This is a genomic window from Panacibacter ginsenosidivorans (assembly GCF_007971225.1).
GTDB classification, from domain to species: domain Bacteria; phylum Bacteroidota; class Bacteroidia; order Chitinophagales; family Chitinophagaceae; genus Panacibacter; species Panacibacter ginsenosidivorans.
Map to the genome: position 1 here is coordinate 2,683,311 of NZ_CP042435.1, position 21,973 is coordinate 2,705,283.

Consider the following 21,973-nt stretch of genomic DNA (forward strand, 5'->3'; position numbering starts at 1 on the left):
GCCCCGGCCAAAAGCCAGGGCTTAAAAACATATTTAAGAAAGAAATTAATTTTCACGTGTTATAATACGTCGCCCATCTGGTGTGGGAGGGCCAAACAATTCGTCCATTTTCTTTTGAAAATCAGCTCTTGATATATGTTTGCCGCTGCTGGGTACTTTTAATTCTTTTGCATCCGCAACGTTTTTAATTTCAACTGCGGTAAACACAATCTCTGCATTATTTACATCCATCATTAAGATTGCGCCAGGTAAACCATTAAAATTCTCAGGACCAATTGGGAGAGGAATATCATCCGTATACCATGCTGTTACATCGCTGCCCATGGATGTTTTTACAGTTGCTTTTTTGCAGGTATGCCCAAGAATGACTTTTGTTTCATCAGATAATTTCCATGGTTGTGCTTTTACCGTATCATCAATTATAAAATCTTTGTCCCCTAATGATGTTTGTTCAAAGAATTGTTGTGTAGAAAAATTTTTATATAATATGCCGCCATCACCTGGCCCTCCGATGCGTATCATAATCCTGCCACCATTGCCATCATCAAAAGGATCAGGAGCTTCATCTTCTGCTATGGCCTTGTAGACAGAAATATTTTCTTTAAAAAATAATTGCTGTTTGTCTGTTCTGAATTGCGGCACCATTGCCTTCATTTGTTCATCCTGCATGCGCCGGTGCAGATCTGCCTTTCGCTCATAAATAATTGTACCTTCTTTTATCTGCGCATTGGCCATTGCGGCGCAAAACAACATGAATGCTGTTACTGCATATCTTTTCATAACCTTTGTTTTTGTAATATCAAAACTAAAGGCAATGCCTGTTAATCAATCTTGCTATAAGGTTAATTAAGGTTAATGCATCAACGGCTGCAGTATTGTTTGTATATTTTTGCAAGAAGAGAAATGTTTTGAGCCAGGCTAAAGAATATGTATTAGACTTTTGTTGCGTCGCACTCTTGTGCTTCATTACATAAAGCAACAAGTGAAAAGATAAAAGTGAAAAGTGAATGCATGTTGACTTTTCACTGCTCATAGAGTTCAGAACGCACAAGTGAGTGACACAACAAGCGATGCCATCAGTACTACAGCCGGTAACAAAAACATTATCACAACAAACAATGGGAAAAAGAAAACTGGTTTGGGAAATTAAAATTGTATCAGTGATACTGATGATAAGTACGATCATTCTGATCGTTGCTTTCCAGTGCTGGTGGATAAACCGATTGTATAAAGATGAATGGAATAATTTAAGCAAAGGAACTGATATAATTTTTCGCGATGTGGTATATAAACTGCAACTGCAAAGATTTAGAAACGATACCGCTTTTTTTAAAAAAGGATTACCTGATAATCTTTTCGTGTTTGATGTAATAGATAGTGTAAAAGAAAAGTTTATTGATTCTACATTAAGAAAAAATGGAGAACGACAGGTGATGATCTCGGTGAATAGGTTTAAAGACAGTCCGGATGTACATATGCAGGGAGAATCAACGATGCAGGTTGGCACCACAGAGCCGTTTGACATCCCTATTCACCCTCCGCATGATGGACCACCGCAATTGATAAAATATTTTTCTAAAAGTAAAACTATTAACGACTCTATCTCACTGCAAAAAATTGATTCAGCCTATAAAACAGAACTGGCAAGAATTGGCATCTTTATTCCGTTTCATATTTTATTAGACACCAATTCAAAACATGAGCCGGATACTGCACATACCGGGGAGCTACGCACCAATTTTACTTTTGTTGGCTTATCAAAAACATTTGCTTACCAGGCAGTATTTGATAATCCGTTTGGTTATATCATTAAAAAAATAAGTCTTCCTATACTCGTATCCGTTTTATTAATTGCATTCACAATTATATCATTTGTTTTTTTATACCGCAACCTGCTGGCGCAACGAAGACTCGCAGAAATGAAGAATGAATTCATCAGCAATATTACCCATGAATTAAAAACACCTATTGCAACCGTGAATGTTGCCATTGAAGCATTACGCAATTTCGATGCGTTGCAAAGCCCGGAAAGAACAAAAGAATACCTGGATATATCTGCAGCAGAATTGCAACGTTTATCATTGCTGGTTGATAAAGTACTGCGGCTGTCTATGTTTGAGAACAGGGATATTGAACTCACTAAAGAACAATTTGATTTGCGGGTGTTGATACAGGATGTTATTGATACCATGAAACTGCAGTTTGAAAAATATAATGCAACAGTAAATTTTACAACAGCAGGCGAACAGTTTATGCTCGAAGCTGATAAACTGCATATCACCAGTGTTATTTATAATTTACTCGACAATGCATTAAAGTACAGCAAAGAAAAACCGGTTATTAATGTTCAGCTTTCAGCATTACCAAATGATATACTTGAAATAAAAGTGAGTGATAACGGTATTGGTATTGCATCCGAATACAGGCAAAAAATATTTGATAAATTCTTTCGTGTGCCAACAGGTGATAAGCATAATACCAAAGGTTATGGTTTAGGATTAAGCTATGTATCAGAGATACTGAAACGTCATATGGGATTCATTTGCGTGGAAAGTGAAAAAGAAAAGGGTAGCACGTTTATTATTAAGCTGCCTGTTAAAGAAGCACCTGTAATTTATATTGATGAACATCGCAGGATCATAAAAAAGAAATAAAATTATGAGCATTAAAGTTCTCTATGTAGAGGATGAATTGTTTCTTGGCAAGATCGTAAAGGAAACACTGGAAAGCCGTGGCTTCGAAGTTGCCATGGAAACAGATGGCGCTGTGGTAATGCAAACATTTCGCAAAGAACAACCCGATGTTTGTGTACTGGATGTAATGCTGCCCAACCGCAATGGTTTTGAACTGGCAGAAGATATACGAAATGAGCATGCTGATATACCTGTTATTTTTCTTACGGCAAAAACGCAAACAGAAGATGTGATAAAAGGCTTTCGCACCGGTGGCAATGATTATATACGCAAGCCTTTTAGTATGGAAGAATTAATAGTGCGTATCGAAAATGTATTGCATATAAAAAAAGATCAACGGGCTATACCTGCTACTGCAGAAAGCCTCCACATGGGTAAATATATTTTCAATCTTAACAGGCAAACGCTGACAATAAATAACGAAGAGCGAAAATTATCTTACCGGGAAACGGAGTTACTGAAATTTTTATGGCAAAACAGGAATAGTATTATTGACAGAAGAGACATGCTCAACATGATCTGGGGCAACGACTCTTTTTTCAACAGCCGCAATCTTGATGTGTATATTACAAAACTGCGTAGTTATTTAAAAGCAGATAGCGCACTGGAGATACTTACTATTAAAGGCGTTGGTTACAGGTTTGTAACAGATTGATAAAATATTTTTTGTAGCCGGCTGTTGTTCTTTATGGCATCTGCTGTTGTGTCACTCACTGGTACGTTTGGAGTAAATATGAGCAGGTTTACACGTTTACGGGTTTAAAAGTTTACGCGTTGTTTAACGCAGAGAACTTGTAAATATGTGAACTTTTAAACTGATGAAATTTGTACAACAGCACAAGTGTGCGACGCAACGAAGGTATAATAGTATTACTGCTGTAGGGCCCAGCATAAATACTAATACTTTACTCCTGCTTCTATCTTTACGGGCACATAATTTTCTCTTGGTGGTATGGGGCAATTGTATCCTTCAGTATATGCACAATAAGGCTGATAAGCTTTGTTGAAATTAATAACCACCGTATTTGTTTGTGGAATAGTAAGATCTATATAACGGCCCCCACCATAAGTTTCTTTACCGCTTGTTGCATCGCGGAAAGGAATAAAAAGATAATCACGATACTGACGCTGGCTGGCAAGGCTGATAGATTGATAAACGCCTAATGTATATTCTTTATCTTTTATAGTAAAGGTTACTTCACCATACTTTACATACTGCTTGGTTTCCTTTCCGGATGTAGGCATCTCAAATATTTTTTCATTAGCGGTTCGTGTAAACTTTGCGGTAACCACATATTGCATACTCACCGGGAAAAAATGAATGCCTTTAAATTCTTTTTTTGCTTCCCTGCTTAATGGTGACGTACCGGCATTTGTATATTCCTGTATCAGTTCCTTTTGAAAGCGGTTGATCTCATTAATAAGCGCTGTATCTTTTTGTGCCAAAACTATGTTTACAATGAACAGGATGCCGATCAAAAAAATAATTCTTTTCATACCCAATATTTCGGCGGCTAAGATAATCATTGTTGTTACCTGATGAGTAATTTTTGGGTTATCTGTTATTGTCAGGTGTTATTCTTTTATTTTTGATAACACTACCAGTTAAATTTTAAGGCCCCCATCATGAATAAACAAAAAACAAGAGCATATAAATTTCTCCGGTATTGGAAAAAACTGGGCCCTGGCCTTATAACAGGGTCAAGCGATGACGATCCTTCAGGCATAGCCACTTATACACAGGCGGGTGCTGCCTATGGTTTAAATACACTGTGGACCGCATTTATTACATTTCCTTTAATGGCTGCCATACAGGAAATGTGCGCAAGAATAGGATTGGTTACCGGGCATGGTTTAACAGGAACGCTTAAAAAGCATTATGCCAGGCCCGTATTATATTTAATGCTGGTATTTAGTTTTCCTGCTATTGTTATGAACATCGGTGCAGATATCGCGGGTATGGGTGCAGTGGGTAATTTATTATTCCCATCTATAGAACCGGGCTATTTTAGTGTATTGTTTACCGTAATGCTGTTGTTTTCGATTATTTATTTTCCTTACCAGAAAATTGCGGCCGTACTTAAATACCTCTGTGCTGTTTTGCTTGTTTATCTTATAGTTCCTTTTCTATACAAACAGGATTGGTTAACTATTCTTAAAGATACTATCGTACCCACCATTCAATTTAATAAGAATTATCTTACCGTGCTTGTGGCTATTCTTGGAACTACCATTTCTCCTTATCTTTTTTTCTGGCAGGCTAACATGGAAGTGGAAGAAATAAAACATCGCAAAAAGAAATTGATTGTAAATAAAAGAGTAACAGAAGAAATGAAAAGGGATGTGGATTTTGGTATGTTCTTCTCCAATCTGGTAATGTTCTTTATTATACTTACGGCAGGTACCGTGTTATTTAAAGGAGGTATTCACCAGGTAGATACGGTAGAACAGGCTGCCGAGTCTTTACGTCCGCTTGCCGGAGATGCTGCATATTGGCTTTTTGCTGTTGGCGTTATTGGCACAGGTTTACTAGCCATCCCGGTTTTAAGTGGCTCCCTGTCTTATATTTTTTGTGAGACCTTTGATTGGGAAGAGGGATTGGATAAAAAGTTTAATGAAGCAAGGCCGTTTTACATTATTATTGCCATCTCTCTTATACTGGGTCTTTCATTGAATTATATAGGAATAACACCCATACAGGCTCTTGTTTATTCTGCTATTCTTTACGGATTAACTGCACCTGTTCTTATCGCCATTATATTGCACATATGCAATAACAAAAAAATAATGGGGGACTTTACCAATAAAAGAACTGCCAACATTTTGGGAGGCTTTACCCTGCTGTTAATGACCACTGCTGCAGTTACTTTGATCTACCTGCAAATTGCACAATAACTATTGCTAAAACTTATTCTTCCACATCATACTTTCAATAGGCTTGTCCGGCTGCCCGCTGTATTTGGCATTTTTTTTCTGGTTGTATTTTACTTCTATCTCGCCATCAACCGGAAAATAAATAAGCTGGCCGATAGGCATGCCCTTATAAACTTTCACTGGTTGCTTTACCGATATTTCCAAGGTCCAGTTGCCGCAAAAACCCACATCACCTTTGCCTGCCGTTGCATGAATATCTATCCCTAAACGGCCGGTAGAAGATTTGCCTTCCAGAAAGGGCACATGCGCATGCGTCTCCGTATATTCAAGTGTTACGCCTAAATAAAATATATGCGGATACAATACAAAACCTTCTTCCGGAATTTCAAAATATTCAATTTCATTGTGCTTTTTTGCATCAAGAATATGTTCGCGGTAAGTAGCCAGCCACTTGCCCAAATGCACATCATAACTGTTGCTGCCGAGACATTCACGGTCATAAGGTATCAGCTTTATAGTACCTTTTTCTATTTCTTCCAATATGCGTAAATCAGATAAGATCATGTGATATTTATTTATGTTACCGGCTTATGTTCTTTGTGGCATCGCCTGTTGTGTCACTCACTTTAGCGTAAAGTAACTTTGGTCAACAAATATTCTGCAAATAAATCGTAAATCTGCAATCTAAAGTCCTCAATCTTAAATTGGCACTCTTTTATCAACATAATATTAACGACAATACAAAACTGGGCATCTGGCAGATAGAAGAACCGGAGGATTTTTTTTTAGCATCCGTACCGCAGCATAGAGCTATTACACATCCGCATAAAAGACTGCAGCACCTTGCCGGGAGATATTTATTAAAACACCTGTTCCCTGATTTTCCTTACGAAGAGATTGTGATTGCCGATACAAGAAAACCTTACCTTCCTTATGAACAATATCATTTCTCTATTTCTCATTGTGGCAATTATGCTGCAGCCATTGTAAGCAGGAAAGAAAGGGTAGGTATAGATATAGAACTACCCACCGGCAGGATAAAAAAAATAAGTCACAAATTTTTAAATATTCAGGAACGGGAACACTTCCATGTGGCAGGTACCTGGCTGCAGGACAAAGCTGATACATCATTAACGCTAAACGATAAAAGCCTCACTGTTTTATGGTGTGCCAAAGAAGCCGTATATAAATGGTGGGGCTGGGGTAGCGTAGATTTCAGCGATCATATTTTATTGCAGCCTTTTGAAATAAAGACAGAAGGCAGTATTGCAGCAAATTTTATAAGAATGCAAAGGATTTTCGACCTTGGTCTTCAATATAAGGTATTTGAAGGGCTATGCTTGGTGTGGCTAAGTTCTGCTGCTTAATGTTACTGCAGTACAAGAGTGCGACGCAACAAAAGACACTTTAAGTACTAAAAGCCGGGATCCAAAAAAGATCTATTGCGTAACATCAGCTTCTGCTTTCCTGTTTAGCATATTTCTTTTTTACAAAAAAGAAATTTCATTTAACTTGTCCTCACAGCCATCCGGAATAACCCATTTTCCTGTTAAAAACCTTAGTCAACACTTTTCATTTCAGAAATATAAAGCAGTCATGAAATGCCTGTTTATTGCTTTGCACATACCTTACTAATGCACAGGCGGCTATATTTTGGCGCAGGTATTTTTTACGAGTATTCCATTGAACTTTTTTCTATGGTTATTTTTTAAACTTTCATCATAAAAACAAAAACTATGAAAAAGCATTTACTTGTTATTGCTACATTTTTCTTGTCCGGTATCATATATGGGCAGGTAAATTTAAAATCCATTATTCGTGGCGAAAAAGGCGTCAGCAATCATTATACTGCTGTACCCGCCAATCAGAATGTCCGTTTTACAGCTGCATCCGCCCGGACAATATTTGGACTGGATGCTAATGCGGATCTTATATTGACAAAGACTGAGCCTGATAAACTAGGCTATATACATTACAGGTATTTCCAGACTTACAAAGGCATCCCTGTTGAGAACAGCATGTATATAGCACATACCCGCAACGGTCTCCTGCGGGGAATGACGGGAAGGATAATTGTAGATTTTGATCCTGAAATGGACAAAAGAAATACAGCCCGTTTATCTGCCAGCCAGGCTGAAGAAACTGCTATTCGTTCTGTAGGTGCGCAGGTCTATGCATGGAAAGATGCAGGTATGGAACAAAACATCAAAATGCAAACCGGTAATAAATATGCCAGCTATATGCCAAAGGCCAGATTGGTATGGTACAGCCCGGGTTTTGGTTTAGACTCAAGAGCATTGCGTCTTGCATATAAGATAGATGTATATGCCATTAAACCGCTGAGCAGGGCTGATTATTTCGTGGATGCTATTACAGGTAAAATAATCGGCAAGGAAGATAAAATATATTTTACTGATGCTACTGGTACGGCTGGTACTTACTGGAGCGGAACACAAACCATACATTCCGATTTTACCGGTACCAATTACCAGTTAAGAGACTATACAAAAGGAAATGGTGTGATAACACTGCATGGTGAATCAGGTTCATACGGAACAGACTATTCCAGCGCTACTGCCAACTGGACACTCAGCGGTTTCAATGTTGCAGCACTTGATGCACATTATGGTGTAGGGCAAACCTATGCTTTTTACATGGCCAAATTTGGACGTAACAGTTATGATAATGCAGGTACCGCATTATACAGTTACGTGAACGATCCCACCTATATTGATAACGCTTACTGGGATGGAAGTGCCATGCATTTTTGCAAAAGATCTACAAATGAAGGCGGCGGGGTAACAGGCATAGACGTAACGGGTCATGAACTTACTCATGGTGTAACACAGGCAACCTGCGGTCTTGTGTACAGTTACGAGTCAGGCGCAATGAATGAAAGCCTCAGTGATATAATGGGTAAATCTGTTCAGTTCTGGTCTAAACCAACAGACATTAACTGGCAATTGAGTAATGATATGAACTGGATAATACGAGACATTAGTAACCCTAATTTGCTTGGTCAGCCTGACACATATAAAGGTACTTATTGGTACACCGGTTTTGGCGATAATGGCGGCGTACATTATAACAGCGGTGTGGGCAATTTCATGTTTTATCTTTTGGTTAATGGGGGCACCGGCACTAATGACATAGGCAATGCTTATACCGTTGGAGCACTTGGCCTTGAAAAAGCAGACCAGATCATCTACAGGTCCCAGTCAGTTTACCTTGTTTCTACTTCCCAGTATATCGACTGGCGTACTGCCTGTGTAAATGCTGCATCAGATCTTTATGGTGCTACTTCTAACGAAGTAGACCAGGTTAAAAATGCTTTCTATGCAGTAGGTCTGGGATCTTCTTCTACCGGTTGTGACTATCCTGTTGGCCTTGCTGCTTCCAATATTACAAAGTCCGGAGCAACTATTAGCTGGTCAGCCGTTTCAGGAGTAAGTAGTTATAATCTGCAATGGAAATTATCTACCGCCACTACCTGGAACACTGTATCGAATATCGCAGCAACGAGTTATAATCTTACCGGTTTAAGCCCAGCATTTGCCTACGATGTAGAAATAGAAAGCAATTGTTCCGGTGGTACTACAAGCGGCTATAGTTCACCTATAACTTTTACCACATTAACAGCAGGTGGATATTGTATTTCATACGGTCAGAGTACCGATTATGAATTTATACAAAGGGTTGCGGTGGGTACTACAGGCTATACAAGCGGTAATAATGGAGGTTATGGAAATTTCGTTAGCTTTTCTGGTCCTGTAAAAGCAGGCAGGTCTTATGTGTTGCAGTTAACACCAGGCTTTGTCAGCAGTATATTTTCAGAAAACTGGACAGTGTATGCCGACTTTAACCGTGATGGTGATTATGCAGATGCAGGAGAAAACCTGGGTAGTGTTATTTCAACCAGTGCTGCTGCAGTTAACCTTCCATTCACTGTACCGGCAACAGCTACAAATGCACGCACAGGTTTAAGGGTACAAATGTCTTACAGCGTTACACAAACCGACCCTTGTGCCATCTTTACTTACGGTGAAGTGGAAGATTACAGTATCCGCATAAGTGGTGGTACTGGTTTGGCTACAATGACTGATATTACACAAAACAAGGGCAATAGCCTTACTATACTTCCTAACCCGCTGAAAGGGACTATGGCAACAGTGGGAATGGAACTGGCTGCGCAGGGAAAGGTTACACTGAAAGTAAGCGACCTTTCCGGTAGGCTGCTGGTATTACAGGAAGAAAATAATGGAACAAAGGGAAAGAATACGTTTATACTTAAAGGAACAGAACGACTAAACAGTGGCGTATTTATGGTAGTGGCAGAGCAGAATGGAAAAATTGTAGGACGCGCACAGCTGCTGGTGAATTAATTTTTTAAAACTGTCGCTATGATTTCAAAAGCTGCTCTTTAACAGAGCAGCTTTTTATTTTTTCAAATATTACTTTTTTGTAAAAACCTGTCAATTTTTTGCTATTTATAGCAAATTTTGTCCCAAATAGAAATCCAATTTTCCAATTATGGGAAATTTAGATCTCCGAAATTATAAAATATATTGAAAATCAATTGTTTATACTTATGGCATAAGCTTTGGCTTTCTACTAATAGTCCGTTTTTATTACCGTAACCTTGAATTTTGACGAACCCCTAAAAAACTATGAAAGCATTAGTTCTTTAAACCCCGAACCTTTGAAAACAATGGCTGATATGAAAACAAACGTACAATATGAAAACATGGCCTTTAATTGATTTATACTGACAACCCAATCCGAACCCCAAAAAATCCGCAAAACCTGCTCAAACTAATTACCCCGGTAAAACCGGGGTTTTTTTATCTTTGATCAGCACACTAAAAAAGGCCACTTCTCAGTAACCTTTTTTACATTACAAATCAAACGCCTCTTGTTCTTCCTCAAGCTTATGTTTTAAGTAGGTATCTTCTTTAACGTAAAATCAGGAACAGAAGAGCACCGATAATACAGCCGTAAATAATGGCATAGAATAAGGATTTATTGCCGCGGCCATACTTTTTCTGCTCCAATGGAGAGGCCTTATACCTGCTTTTTTTAATACCCTGGTTATTAAACATGGATGATTGGATATAAGTAACTGCCTCTTTATTACTGCTTATTTTCATTCCTTTAAAACTTAATTGATTTGAAACTGTAAAATAAAGATGGTTCTGAAGCTTAAAAAATAGAGGGGGCTGTATAAATATTGTACTGTATTTTTTATTGCATTTGTAGAACCATTACTACACTGGTAATGCCTGTAGTTACGTAAATATCCATAAATGATAAATGCAAAGTAGTTTACATAAGTTCCAAGCCTATAGTAAATACAAGCTACACAAATAAAAGGTGCCTTGAAGGCACCTTTTTTACTCATTACAAACAAACACACTGATTCATATACAATATAATAGAAGGTTGGGTTAACGATTTAAAATTTACTTTTAAAAACCCGGAGTAGTTGATTTGATACCACAAAATAACAGTCAGTCAAAAGCATAGAAAATAGAACGCACTATTTAAATGCTGTATATTTCTTTACGAAAGAATTGTAGCAAGAGTACTACACTGCCAACAGGCCTGTATGTCTTAAAAACTATAATATATTGAACTGGTTCTCTTGCTTACACCTCAATTGCTGTTATAGCTATGCAGTAAAAGTATGCGATGCAAGGAACCCCATAATGAATAAAATGCCAGGCTCAAAAGCTGATCACTATTTACTCTCTTTGGCACTAATAACTGAAACTCAACAGCAAATTTTTGTCTTTCGAAGTACCTCTATGTAAAAAGCAATACAAACCTAAGGTTCAACAGACTTAAGGGAATAAGTACAAAGTGAAGGACGACAATTATCAGTATTTGCTCAATTCTTCATTGATGACAATATTATCATTAAAGAGAAAACACAAATGCATCAAAGTGCATAACATTAACGGGTTAACTGAGCTGTCTTTTGCATCAGTTCGCAAGGAGTTTAAAATGAATGCTATTTCTGGAATCATCTACACAGATCCTGCAACCATTAAGCCCGAAACAAAAAGAGTACAGTGTCTTCCTATTACAATGGTGTTGGCTAAACAATAGAACTTGAAACCATTCAGCGAGTATATATTTCTGAGGAAAAAGAATAAGAGGTATCAAAGAAAAAATTCCCCATGATAACCACAAGGCGGCAATAGTTTGCTCACCTGCAATCAATATTATATAGTTTACAAGCAAAATAATCATGGTATATATTTTGATTTAGTATAAATACTTTCATTTTAACGGGGGTTATAAATGAATCATCCTAAGAAAACTACTTCATGCCTCGCTACAAAATAGCGAGGCATTTCTTTTTTTATTATAATTATAAAAATAAGCTTACCGTAGTGAAGTATTTGGCTGTGGGGCTGGCAGCCTTTCCTGATATTTTTTCTGCCACATCTTGTTTTGTTTCACCATCTCGTTTAATTGATGGGACAGCAATTGAAAAGAAACAGCATGCACACTGTCTGCAATAGCATAATGCCTTTCAACATTGATAGAATCATAATAATGCATAAGGGTGGCAGCGTTATATAATGAATCAGAAACCCTTAATTGACGCAGTAATAAATCATTAGCCTGCACTGCATTTTGCTGGATCCGTGTCATGATCATAAGTATAGTGATTAATACTGCGAAATGGAAAAAGACGGTAATTACATACACAACTCCACTAAATTTTGCCCACCAGGTCTTTTTCTGGATTACAGGGGTTGGTGCGTGGCGTTCTGCTTCATTAATAATAATAATAGGAGGCCTCGATTTAAATAAATTAAACATGACTGGCAATTCTTATTTACAAATAATTTATTAGCGACAATTTGTAAAAGGCAAATTGCAAGCCATTAACCTAACCATAAGTATTGGCATACTCTTTTCATTATATGTCACGGATATATACTTTATTTACCACTAAACAACATTATATGCTCTGGCAGGGAAGAAGGCAAAGCTCAAATATTGAAGATCGTCGTGGCATGAGTGGAAAAGGCATCGCGGTAGGAGGCGGAATAGGTACCATGGTGATAGCTGCGATCATTTACTTATTGGGAGGAGATCCTTCCCAGGTTATCAACAATAGTCCTGTTAACGAACCGGCACAGGAAACCACTGCACCTAATAAAGCAGATGATGCAGCAGGCCAATTTGCCGCGGTGGTGCTGGCCGATACAGAAGATATATGGTCTCAGTTATTTAATAAAATGAATAAACAATACACCGACCCAACATTGGTATTATTTTCAGAAGCTACACAGTCAGGTTGCGGATTTGCCAGCCAGGCATCAGGGCCATTTTACTGCCCTGCCGATTCAAAAGTTTACATAGACCTTTCCTTTTTCGAAGAAATGAAAACCCGCTTTAATGCTTCCGGCGATTTTGCACAGGCTTATGTTATTGCCCACGAAGTGGGGCACCACGTTCAACACCTGCTGGGCATTACCAACCGGGTTGATGAACAACGCAGCAGCCTTACTAAAACAGAAATGAATAAGTTAAGCGTGAAACTGGAATTGCAGGCAGATTTTCTGGCAGGCGTATGGGCACACTATGAAACACTAAAAGAAGATCCCCGGTTAAACAAAACAATTATACAGGATGGGGATATAGATGAGGCATTAAACGCTGCCAATGCTATTGGCGATGACCGGTTACAAAAACAATCACAGGGTTATGTGGTTCCCGATGCGTTTACACATGGTACTTCTGCACAAAGGATTGCCTGGTTTAAAAGGGGATATACCACCGGCGATATTACCCGGGGAGATACATTTAATGATCCATCGTTACAATGAAGACGAATTAGCTTTCTTCATTCGTAGATATAAAAAAAGCCACGAATGTGGCCTTTAAAAATAATAGGCAATAACCTACACAACCAGTGAAATTAAGTAAGTGATCAAACCACCATATACCAATGAAATGATAAGAAGTTTTTTTCTTGATTTACGGAGAAATAACTCCTGTTCATGTATATGTTTATAGGTATCCCTGAATTCAAAATCTTTCAGCGTCTGCTTTAGTTCCATTAAAAACGGTTTTGAAAATGTTGCTGTCATAAAATACTCCTTTTTGCTATAATAACACCTGCACGATAATAGTGCCAAAATAGCCATTATATTGTTGATATTTAGTAAATTAACAATGCGTGAAAACTACCACAATACGGCATTAAAAAAGGTTACTGTTCAGCAACCTTTTTCTTAAAACAAACACTGCTAATCACACTTAAACTTTTGTACCATACATGCAGTATAATGCAGCAGGCTTGTACGATTCCATATAAATGGTATACTACAAGGTTGGGTTAACGGTTTAAAATCTGTTTAAAAAAAGAAACCATGTACCAGAGTTTCTTTTTAACAGTACGGTTTTTCTATATGATAATTGGATAGTAGAACGGTCTCAAAAACACTTTGATTTCCTTTGTTTTTGATAACACAAAGTAACAACCCCTATTGGTACCGGAAAATAGAGTTACTTATCTAAATAGTGTACAATTTTGTACCGGGGTTTTGTAGCAGGCTTACTACAAAATCCTTTTTGTATAACCTGATCATAGTCTATTATAAAACACCTTACATGCGTTTTCACAGCGATCTTTATAAGTGTATTTAAACAGAAATTTTTTTATATCGTAACCATTAACAACTCATCTGCTTATTTAGGGCTATCTTCACCAAACAATTAACCCTATGCATTGTTGTACATCATACTTCTATGCTTTCCTTATAAATGAAATATATCCTTTACAATTAATACAGTTACTATGAACAGCAGCCAACTGCTATATAAGATATCTACACTCGAACACAGTATTAGCAGAAAAGAGCTGGAATACAACAGCTCTCTGCGTGCAAATGATCAGCCTAATATAGCGCTGCATAAGGCTGCACTGCTCCAGTTGAAAGAAGAACTTGCTGCTACACGCAAACAATTTGATACCGTTCAGACAGATAATTCCAAAGCCACCCCGCCTCCTCCTAAGAAATCAAGGAAATGGCCAAGCTTCTTTGGTTTCAGGACTGCTACAGACAACGAGTAGCTATTAAATAGCTTTTTTGATGTATAAGTGTTATGGAATTGAATAATACCATTGGCAGTTTCTCTGCCTTTTTTCATTTCTTTACCTTGATACAAAGAAAATTAATCACTCATCTATTGTTTTATTTTAGTGTTCATGAATACAAAGCATTCACTGAGACAAAAAGAAAATAAAAGTTCCCGAAATAAAAAGTAAAGCACCTGTTGTTGTAAAGCCGAAACCACAATACTGTAACAGTTCTGTGAGTTCGGTACAAGGATGTATTATTTTCTGGAATACCGGCAGTAGTATTTTATGGCATCGTTCCTTGCGTCGCAAGCACTTTATCTGTACGTCTTTTGGCAGCACATGATTTTAAAAGTTGCATTAATGATAAGAAAGATGAATGGATTGCGACGCAACGAAGAAACATTAGCGTACAAAAGCCGGTATAATAATTATGTCATACTTATCTAAAACGTACCTTATTGAAATCAACATCCGCAAAAAAATTAAACGTAATTCAGGCTCTATATTCCTGGTGAAATACTGTATGCTTTGTGGTTGAAAAACAACCTTAATACGAATGATACGGGAAAAATATAGCCCAAAGTTTACAATAATGATAGAACCGGATTCAATAACCTTGCTAGTTCTTGAACCAAACGAAATACTGCCAGCAAATAGCTTCATTACTATTTGCATCTTTAATAACAATCTTCTGAAAAAAACAGGTTGCATTTTCAAAATACAAAGAGTAATTTCAAAGAAATATAAAACCATACCGCTATGCCAGAAAACATGCCCCAGCAGGAGTGGGAAAAAGAACCCAACCGCAATATCGTACCCTTTGCTGAATTGCAAAAACTAACTGCCAATTACCGCGAAACTGTTTGCCAGACCGAAACACAACATATCTGGTTTAGTGTGGAGGATATTATGACGCTTATAAAAGACAATAAAGCTAATGGCATAAAGATTTATCTGGGCCGTTATGACAATGACCATCCTTATTATGCAGGCCATCTTACGGTTGCATTGGTAGCAACAAGAGATGAAATGACACCAGATAAACCAACCCAACGCCACAGTGTAGATATGCTGGACCCTGCAAAACATAAATGCGACTCTTTGAAGGTGCGGCATTAAATGATGGTGTTCTTTGCCCTCCAAGATGCAAAACACCATAGTACTAATAGCATATCACTACAAAATGCCGTGAATGCATGGATGATATTTATATACTGTCTGTCACACTGTTGATTGCCCTTTTTGTTTCATTGTATTATTATAAAAGGTTACAACCACGGTGGCTAAGGCTCTTTCCTTTTACTATGCTATTATGGGTGCTGGTGCAGGTTACCGGATACTGGTATTGGGTAATAACAGGCAATAGCAATCATTTTATCTTTAACCTCTACCTGGTACCGCAATATGCTTTCTATTTTTTTATTTTTTACAAAGCATTCATCAACAAAAAATTCAAAAGAGTAACTCTTGCACTCGCTGCATTTTTTTTATTATTCTTTTGTTATCAGGTATTATTGAAAAACAGTTTTTATAATTACAGCACTGTTACCGATAACACCGGTCAGTTACTGGTGCTGCTCTTGTGTTTCCTGTATATGACAGAACTGCTGATGCAGGAAACCCTGATCAATTATTTTAAATTGCCTTTGTTTTGGATCGTAACCGGCATAATGATCTTTTGCGTCGGCAATTTTGTGTACACCAGCTTCCTGGATTATATCTTAAATAACAACCTGGATCCCAATGGCAATGTCTATATCATAATAACAGCTGTAGTAACAAACCTGCAGTATGCATTATTTGCTGCCGGTTTCTTATGTAATGAACCATGGAAAAAAACGAGATCATATTAGCAGTATTCATGCTTACACTGCTGGCAATCCTCATTGCAGGTTTTCTTTTATTCATATTTATCTGGTACCGTAAAAAACGCAACAATTACCTGCAGGAAAAAGCATTTGCAGAGATCAGCTATAAAAAAGAATTACTGCAAACACAACTCGAAATACAGGAGCAGACTTTTAAGATCATCAGCGAGGAGATACACGACAATATTGGTCAAACACTCAGTTTTGTAAAGCTCAATCTCAGTACCATTAAAACAGATGATAATATTATCTCCGCTAAAATAACAGAATCAAACGAACTGCTTAATAAAACCATCCACGACCTGCGTGATCTTTCCCGTAGTCTTAACCCTGGTTTTATCAGCGATATTGGTTTAGCTAATGCCATAAAACAGCAACTACAGTTGCTGGAGAAAACAGGCAGGTATACTGTTGTTTTTACTGCTGAAGGAACCGAATACAAGAACGATCCGCAGAGAGAACTGGTGGTATTCCGCGTTATACAGGAATTGCTGAACAATATTGTAAAACATGCCGTTGCTTCCGTTATCACAACCACTATACAATACCAGCCGGAGCAATTGGTCATTTCCGTAAAAGACAATGGAAATGGGTTTGATATAGAAAATAAATCAGCAGCAGCACATAAAAGTCTTGGCCTGCGCAACATGTATAACAGGATGAAATTAGTTAATGGCAGTATGCAGATAACCAGTGCCCGGGGCAGCGGCACTACCGCCATTATCAGGCTGGCAAAAGATTCCTTCTCTTTGCTGAAAAAGTAAGGAGTAAAATATAAGAAGTGCAATGCGAATATAAAGGGTAAGTAATTTTTTCTTTTCGCTTTTTCACTGCTCGTTTAGTTGTTCACTGTTCTCCGTTCACTGTACATTAATTTATTTACGGTGTCCAGCACATTCAATATATCAAATGGTTTAGATATAAAGGCGTCCGCATTACACGCTAAGGATAATTGTTCTATATCCATATTGGCAGAAAGGAGTATTACCGGAATATCAGGGCATGCACCCTTTATCTGCCCGCACAGATCGCAACCGTTTTTACCTAAAAGATTAATATCAATAATATACAGATCGGGACACGGACGCCGGGTAACATCAAAATTGTTACCGTTAAAATCCATTATCGGTTCAAATTTTCCATACTGTAATGTCACAGCTAAAACAGATAGAATATCACTATCGTCATCAATAAGGTAAACAGTTTTTCGCATTCCATTTTTCATTGGGTGAGTTTTTTATAGGTATAAAAATCCATAGCTAATTATATTTTAATGCACTTTGACTTTCTGTATAATAATGAGCCGGCTAATTTTTGGTCCAATTAAACAGGATCGGTTGAAATATAAAATCCGGTAAAACGTCTCAGAATTTTTGTATACCCTCTTTAAAAATTATACTCCTCAAAAAACAATACCATTTTTGTCAGGCAATAAAAATGATGTTTAGCCGGCAAGACCCAAATTAAAATTGCCGGCGGGGTAACCGCTAAAAAACATTTCCACAAAAAAACCGCTCTTAAGCGGCTTCTATGTTTTATTCATTCTACAAATTAACGTTCAGCATTTCCTACAACCATTTCTTTTTCCTGAACCATATAAATATTACAAGAGAAACAAGCACCATTAAGGCAAGCACACCCGGGTAACCCCATTTCTCCCGAAGCTCTGGCATGAATTGAAAGTTCATACCATATACACCCACAATAAATGTAAGCGGCATAAAAAATACAGAGAATAGGGTAAGCACTTTTACTACTTCGTTTGTTTTATGAGAAGAAATAGACATGGAAAGGTTCAACAGATTGGTTACATCCTCCAATGCCTGGTGATATAATGTCTGCATTTTTAAGTGCTGATCTTTCAGATCCTGGTAAGCAGGTCTGTCCTGTTCAGTTATCCCGATATGATTAATAGGTTCCAGCATCATCATAATAATTTTCTGGGAAATAGAAGCTTGCCGCTTTATGTCATACAGGTGTTGCATATGGTCTGAAACGGTTTTTTTTAACAATAGTTCCTTTTCGTAGACGTCAATATGTTCGGATAATTTATAGGCAGGATCATCAAAACTTTCCAGTGCATACCAGGCTATTTTTATAATAAGTGCTGCAACGGATGAACAGGAAGGGGTATGGATAAATTTATGCTTTAGCACTTCTAAAAAATCACAGGCAGACTTGTGTATCGTAATAACAAAACTTTCAGTAAAAAAGATAGCGATCTTATTGGTTAGCTCCTGTATGGTGGTGTTGCTTTTACGGGCTTCGGGGGCATAAAACCGCAGTATCAAAAAATGCACATTATCTACAAAATCATATTTAGGCAAATGATCAGGCTCCATACAATCTCTTACCAGGTGATCATCCAGCTTATACTTTGTGCTAAGCGCCTGCATCTCTTCAACGGATGGGTCCTGTACATCTATCCATTGATGGCCCCTGAAATCTACTGCTTCCTGATCACGCATACTGTGTTTACTTAGAATGTTGTAAAACCATGCCATAAAAGTTTTACATAGCAACTGCTATATAGTTACTACAGGCTAACGGGGGGTTTATTGCTGCATATTGTTTCAACTGTATAAGTGTGCGACGCAACAGGCGTTTCCATGGGTGGCTAAGCCGGCACCCAAAAATAAAAATAAGCAAAAAACTTAATGATTTAAAAGCTGTCCGGCTCTCCATAAAGTATTTAAAACTGGAACAACTTATATCATCACTCATTCCTTTATTTTAAAAAGGTAACACATAGCACAATGCATTTACATTGCCTTTAAAAGTCTTATTCTTTTAAAACATTGTTTTATTTAGCTAGTCATACAAATAAAAAAAGGGTTGCGTAAAAACAGCCCTTTATTTTCTTTATTTCTTTTTAGTAATCGCTTTCTTAGGTGAGCCTTTTGATTTTACCGGCGCTGCCTTCTTAGGTGCTGTCTTTTTAATCATTGCTTTCCTTGGTGGCCTTGCAGCGGGTTTAGCAGTAGCCTTTGCCCTTTTACCAGCAGCTGCAACCGCAGGCTTTTTGCCGGTTGCTTTTTTGCCTGCAGCAGTCTCCGCACGCAGGTTTACGTCACCCACCGCCAGTTTGGTAAGGCTATCATCCGCATCATATTCCTCATTTAGTGTTTCATTCAGCAGGCCTGCAACCTTTTGCAACTTAAGTTGTAAAGCATAAGCTCTTGCCGTTCCATAGCTGCTTATTTCGTAATGCTCTATTTTCTGGCAGGCTGCAATAATACCCGCATCCATTACTTCAGGTGTCATGTCTTCACCCAACAATGTTTTTCCTTCTTCTATTAAGCCTTCCATTGCTTTGCAATGTTCTTCTCCTTCTTTGCCTTTAAAAAGGTTGGCAAAAAATCCTTTCTTTTCTTCCTGTTGTGTATTCTTTTCATCACTCAACATTTCCTGTACCCTATCCAATCTTGCTTTTTGTTTGGTGGTAATATCAAGATGTTGCTTCAATGCACTCTTCAATCGTTTGTCAGCTGCTTTTTCTATCATCGCAGGCAGGGCTTCTATTATCTGTGCTTCTGCAGAGTAAAGATCTTTAAGCTCATGTTTCAATAATTCATGTAGCGTGTCAATCGTTTTCATGTAATTTTTTTATGTTATTATTAATGTAATATATTAAGTCAAAACATATGCCACCACATTAGTGTATACAGTTTTGTTCTATAGATTCCGTGGCAGCCGGGATTGGCTAATGGAAATTTTTGCTGTTTTTTTGTCGACGCCTTGCTGCATTTTATTTCTCCTGCTTTCTTTGTCTTTATGCAAAGAACGTAGCAAAGAAAGATCAGGGCTAACCCGAAGGCTCCACCCGTTTTGCCTCCCACTGCCCACCCATCGCGTTCTTTATTTATGTATTCTTTTCTGTAAGATGTAGTGCTCTTGCACAAAGTGCGATGATCGAACATCAGGACGGGCACATTAAAGCTACTTAGCTGAAGTCACAGTAGCACAAAAGCTTAATCAAGGCGAGAGAACAAATGTGCTGAAATCGACGAAGGAGATTCGTGAAGGCAAATAAAAAAATATATATGCACTGAACAATATCATTTCTTGCCTGACTTTTTTTCGCAATCTCCTATTACGGTTGCTTTTTTGTATCAAGACAAAAAGTAAATAATAAAAATGCATAAAAGCTACAATGGACTAACCGGCAAGCAAATCATTAGAATAGAATAATTCCTTTCTTTCGCTGAAACGTCTCCTAAATGGATTCGTGCAAGGCAGGGACGTTTCAGATTTGATAACACAATGTCCTTAGCTAAACACAAAGACTATAAAGAGATATTGCTGAGAAAAAGACAATTTGCGGAAGAGTGCGACGCAACGGAAGCCTAACAGTAGAACAAGTGCCGGTGACAAAAAATAATTTATTTATTCGTCAGCAATGGATAATATTATTAACCGGAATTTAATAATGTGCTTCCAGCAGGCTTATAAACTAAGGTTAATTTTTTAGCACTTAAGCAACATAATTACGGGCAAAAAAAGCTGCCATGAGCAACTCCTTGAAAAGTCAACGTATATTCTTGGCTGAATCTCTTTAGAATGCGGTGTACTTGAATTTTTGCCCACCCACGGTGGCTTCTGCCATTAAACCGCTAAGATCCTGTGTAAATACCACAACGCCTTCGGTATATTTAGCATTTTTTGATACGCCCGATTTAACAGCAACGGCAGAGAGCTGGCTGCTAAATTCTGTTTTACTTGCTTTCATGCGGTCGAGTGCATCCTTGTTTTCAAAAAATATAACTTCCCTGTAAGTCTGACCACCCACCTGGGCACCTATAGTAACCTGGCCTGTCTTAACCAACCCTACAGCTTTACCGCGTTCATACAAAATGCCATTACCGCCGGAGCCGCCGACGATAAAGCCACCTTTGCCAATTTTAGGAAAAATAAGGTACCCGTAAGATGACTTAAAAAGATCTTCCATAGAAGGGTCTGTTTTTATAAACTCAGTTTTTGCATTACTGCTTTCAGAAATCAGCTTTTTAGCTTCGTCATCCTGTGCGAGGAGTGCATGTGGCAGAAACCAGGCAACAAATACTAAAATGCCCAGTTTTATAAATTTACTTTTTTTCATGGTGTTTTTTAAATTTAATGATTTAAATAGTAATGAGGATAATATTTCTAATCAAAATGCCTGCCGGGTTTTCCGTTGCGGTATTGCTCTTTTCTTTCGCTGAAACGTTTCCTATATACCTTTGTGCAAAGGCGGTGGCGTTTCCTTTCACTGAAACGTCTTCTAAACAGAATTGTGAAAAAGCGAGGGACGTTTCAGATTAGTAACGCAATGTCCTTAACCAAACCACGAAAGCTATGAAGAGACATTACCGATAAAAAGGAAAATTTTGTTTCCGCAGAGCACCTTTCAGGTGACGCAGCGGTGGCTAAGTACAGCCATACCCATATAGTTCCCT

The 21,973-nt window shown here is 37.9% G+C and carries 20 protein-coding genes; 10 read left to right on the forward strand and 10 right to left on the reverse strand.

What is annotated here, in order from left to right:
* Positions 1-45 precede the first annotated feature (45 nt).
* Positions 46-780 (reverse strand): GLPGLI family protein, encoded by a 735-nt coding sequence (locus FRZ67_RS11345; protein WP_147189671.1) that lies wholly within the window; start codon positions 778-780, stop codon positions 46-48.
* A gap of 290 nt (positions 781-1,070) precedes the next feature.
* Between FRZ67_RS11345 and FRZ67_RS11350 the strand changes: the two genes are divergently transcribed.
* Both FRZ67_RS11350 and FRZ67_RS11355 read left to right on the forward strand, forming a co-directional pair.
* Entirely contained in the window at positions 1,071-2,654 is a 1,584-nt protein-coding gene (locus FRZ67_RS11350) for a sensor histidine kinase (RefSeq protein ID WP_147189672.1), read from the forward strand.
* Positions 2,655-2,658: 4 nt separating this feature from the next.
* Entirely contained in the window at positions 2,659-3,348 is a 690-nt protein-coding gene (locus FRZ67_RS11355) for a response regulator transcription factor (protein ID WP_147189673.1), read from the forward strand.
* Between the two features lie 242 nt (positions 3,349-3,590).
* Here the strand turns inward: FRZ67_RS11355 and FRZ67_RS11360 are convergent, their stop codons facing one another.
* On the reverse strand, positions 3,591-4,190 hold the full coding sequence (locus FRZ67_RS11360; protein WP_147189674.1) for a DUF1684 domain-containing protein: 600 nt from the start codon (positions 4,188-4,190) through the stop codon (positions 3,591-3,593).
* Between the two features lie 129 nt (positions 4,191-4,319).
* Here FRZ67_RS11360 and FRZ67_RS11365 point away from each other — a divergent pair, with 129 nt between their 5' ends.
* Entirely contained in the window at positions 4,320-5,588 is a 1,269-nt protein-coding gene (locus tag FRZ67_RS11365; RefSeq protein ID WP_147189675.1) for an NRAMP family divalent metal transporter, read from the forward strand.
* A gap of 6 nt (positions 5,589-5,594) precedes the next feature.
* On the opposite strand, the gene dcd is transcribed toward FRZ67_RS11365, so the two are convergent.
* The gene (gene dcd / locus FRZ67_RS11370) at positions 5,595-6,131 is read right to left on the reverse strand and encodes a dCTP deaminase (RefSeq protein WP_147189676.1); all 537 of its coding nucleotides are present in this window, start codon (positions 6,129-6,131) and stop codon (positions 5,595-5,597) included.
* A 140-nt stretch (positions 6,132-6,271) separates the two neighbouring features.
* Between dcd and FRZ67_RS11375 the strand changes: the two genes are divergently transcribed.
* Both FRZ67_RS11375 and FRZ67_RS11380 read left to right on the forward strand, forming a co-directional pair.
* Complete coding sequence (locus tag FRZ67_RS11375) at positions 6,272-6,934, forward strand: 4'-phosphopantetheinyl transferase family protein (protein ID WP_147189677.1); 663 nt, start codon at positions 6,272-6,274, stop codon at positions 6,932-6,934.
* Positions 6,935-7,303: 369 nt separating this feature from the next.
* Positions 7,304-9,949: a M4 family metallopeptidase gene (locus FRZ67_RS11380; RefSeq protein ID WP_147189678.1), complete on the forward strand. Its 2,646-nt coding sequence runs from the start codon at positions 7,304-7,306 to the stop codon at positions 9,947-9,949.
* Positions 9,950-10,519: 570 nt separating this feature from the next.
* Here FRZ67_RS11380 and FRZ67_RS11385 read toward each other — a convergent pair.
* Positions 10,520-10,714, reverse strand: a complete 195-nt coding sequence (locus FRZ67_RS11385; RefSeq protein ID WP_147189679.1) for a hypothetical protein — start codon at positions 10,712-10,714, stop codon at positions 10,520-10,522.
* A 1,240-nt stretch (positions 10,715-11,954) separates the two neighbouring features.
* On the reverse strand, positions 11,955-12,398 hold the full coding sequence (locus FRZ67_RS11390; RefSeq protein ID WP_147189680.1) for a hypothetical protein: 444 nt from the start codon (positions 12,396-12,398) through the stop codon (positions 11,955-11,957).
* A 146-nt stretch (positions 12,399-12,544) separates the two neighbouring features.
* Between FRZ67_RS11390 and ypfJ the strand changes: the two genes are divergently transcribed.
* A complete protein-coding gene (gene ypfJ / locus FRZ67_RS11395) occupies positions 12,545-13,411 on the forward strand; it encodes a KPN_02809 family neutral zinc metallopeptidase (RefSeq protein ID WP_147193199.1) in 867 nt (288 codons plus the stop codon).
* A gap of 75 nt (positions 13,412-13,486) precedes the next feature.
* On the opposite strand, the gene FRZ67_RS23410 is transcribed toward ypfJ, so the two are convergent.
* A complete protein-coding gene (locus FRZ67_RS23410; RefSeq protein ID WP_158638358.1) occupies positions 13,487-13,645 on the reverse strand; it encodes a hypothetical protein in 159 nt (52 codons plus the stop codon).
* A 740-nt stretch (positions 13,646-14,385) separates the two neighbouring features.
* Between FRZ67_RS23410 and FRZ67_RS11400 the strand changes: the two genes are divergently transcribed.
* The 4 genes from FRZ67_RS11400 (at position 14,386) to FRZ67_RS11415 (ending at position 17,302) form a co-directional block, all read left to right on the forward strand.
* Positions 14,386-14,661, forward strand: a complete 276-nt coding sequence (locus FRZ67_RS11400; protein WP_147189681.1) for a hypothetical protein — start codon at positions 14,386-14,388, stop codon at positions 14,659-14,661.
* 768 nt (positions 14,662-15,429) lie between these two features.
* Positions 15,430-15,789, forward strand: coding sequence for a hypothetical protein (locus FRZ67_RS11405; RefSeq protein ID WP_147189682.1), 360 nt, complete (start codon positions 15,430-15,432; stop codon positions 15,787-15,789).
* Between the two features lie 77 nt (positions 15,790-15,866).
* The gene (locus FRZ67_RS11410) at positions 15,867-16,523 is read left to right on the forward strand and encodes a hypothetical protein (protein WP_147189683.1); all 657 of its coding nucleotides are present in this window, start codon (positions 15,867-15,869) and stop codon (positions 16,521-16,523) included.
* Positions 16,499-17,302 carry a sensor histidine kinase gene (locus FRZ67_RS11415; protein WP_147189684.1) on the forward strand — a complete coding sequence of 268 codons (804 nt, stop codon included), beginning with the start codon at positions 16,499-16,501 and terminating at the stop codon, positions 17,300-17,302. Before FRZ67_RS11410 ends, FRZ67_RS11415 begins: the two co-directional genes overlap by 25 nt.
* A gap of 74 nt (positions 17,303-17,376) precedes the next feature.
* Here FRZ67_RS11415 and FRZ67_RS11420 read toward each other — a convergent pair whose 3' ends face one another.
* The 4 genes from FRZ67_RS11420 to FRZ67_RS11435 form a co-directional block, all read right to left on the reverse strand.
* Positions 17,377-17,763 (reverse strand): response regulator transcription factor, encoded by a 387-nt coding sequence (locus FRZ67_RS11420; protein WP_147189685.1) that lies wholly within the window; start codon positions 17,761-17,763, stop codon positions 17,377-17,379.
* A gap of 343 nt (positions 17,764-18,106) precedes the next feature.
* Entirely contained in the window at positions 18,107-19,006 is a 900-nt protein-coding gene (locus FRZ67_RS11425; RefSeq protein WP_158638359.1) for a CorA family divalent cation transporter, read from the reverse strand.
* A 394-nt stretch (positions 19,007-19,400) separates the two neighbouring features.
* Positions 19,401-20,135 carry a ferritin-like domain-containing protein gene (locus FRZ67_RS11430; RefSeq protein ID WP_147189687.1) on the reverse strand — a complete coding sequence of 245 codons (735 nt, stop codon included), beginning with the start codon at positions 20,133-20,135 and terminating at the stop codon, positions 19,401-19,403.
* A gap of 958 nt (positions 20,136-21,093) precedes the next feature.
* Positions 21,094-21,636 carry a lipid-binding SYLF domain-containing protein gene (locus FRZ67_RS11435; RefSeq protein WP_147189688.1) on the reverse strand — a complete coding sequence of 181 codons (543 nt, stop codon included), beginning with the start codon at positions 21,634-21,636 and terminating at the stop codon, positions 21,094-21,096.
* Positions 21,637-21,973 lie beyond the last annotated feature (337 nt).

Coding starts and splice junctions, on each gene's coding strand:
- FRZ67_RS11380 (WP_147189678.1), top strand. CDS start 7,304: ATGAAAAAGCATTTACTTGTTATTGCTACATTTTTCTTGTCCGGTATC.
- FRZ67_RS11410 (WP_147189683.1), top strand. CDS start 15,867: ATGGATGATATTTATATACTGTCTGTCACACTGTTGATTGCCCTTTTT.
- FRZ67_RS11400 (WP_147189681.1), top strand. CDS start 14,386: ATGAACAGCAGCCAACTGCTATATAAGATATCTACACTCGAACACAGT.
- ypfJ (WP_147193199.1), top strand. CDS start 12,545: ATGCTCTGGCAGGGAAGAAGGCAAAGCTCAAATATTGAAGATCGTCGT.
- FRZ67_RS11385 (WP_147189679.1), bottom strand. CDS start 10,714: ATGAAAATAAGCAGTAATAAAGAGGCAGTTACTTATATCCAATCATCC.
- FRZ67_RS11360 (WP_147189674.1), bottom strand. CDS start 4,190: ATGAAAAGAATTATTTTTTTGATCGGCATCCTGTTCATTGTAAACATA.
- dcd (WP_147189676.1), bottom strand. CDS start 6,131: ATGATCTTATCTGATTTACGCATATTGGAAGAAATAGAAAAAGGTACT.
- FRZ67_RS11365 (WP_147189675.1), top strand. CDS start 4,320: ATGAATAAACAAAAAACAAGAGCATATAAATTTCTCCGGTATTGGAAA.
- FRZ67_RS11415 (WP_147189684.1), top strand. CDS start 16,499: ATGGAAAAAAACGAGATCATATTAGCAGTATTCATGCTTACACTGCTG.
- FRZ67_RS11420 (WP_147189685.1), bottom strand. CDS start 17,763: ATGAAAAATGGAATGCGAAAAACTGTTTACCTTATTGATGACGATAGT.
- FRZ67_RS11350 (WP_147189672.1), top strand. CDS start 1,071: ATGCCATCAGTACTACAGCCGGTAACAAAAACATTATCACAACAAACA.
- FRZ67_RS11345 (WP_147189671.1), bottom strand. CDS start 780: ATGAAAAGATATGCAGTAACAGCATTCATGTTGTTTTGCGCCGCAATG.
- FRZ67_RS11430 (WP_147189687.1), bottom strand. CDS start 20,135: ATGAAAACGATTGACACGCTACATGAATTATTGAAACATGAGCTTAAA.
- FRZ67_RS11425 (WP_158638359.1), bottom strand. CDS start 19,006: ATGCGTGATCAGGAAGCAGTAGATTTCAGGGGCCATCAATGGATAGAT.
- FRZ67_RS11355 (WP_147189673.1), top strand. CDS start 2,659: ATGAGCATTAAAGTTCTCTATGTAGAGGATGAATTGTTTCTTGGCAAG.
- FRZ67_RS23410 (WP_158638358.1), bottom strand. CDS start 13,645: ATGGAACTAAAGCAGACGCTGAAAGATTTTGAATTCAGGGATACCTAT.
- FRZ67_RS11390 (WP_147189680.1), bottom strand. CDS start 12,398: ATGTTTAATTTATTTAAATCGAGGCCTCCTATTATTATTATTAATGAA.
- FRZ67_RS11435 (WP_147189688.1), bottom strand. CDS start 21,636: ATGAAAAAAAGTAAATTTATAAAACTGGGCATTTTAGTATTTGTTGCC.
- FRZ67_RS11405 (WP_147189682.1), top strand. CDS start 15,430: ATGCCAGAAAACATGCCCCAGCAGGAGTGGGAAAAAGAACCCAACCGC.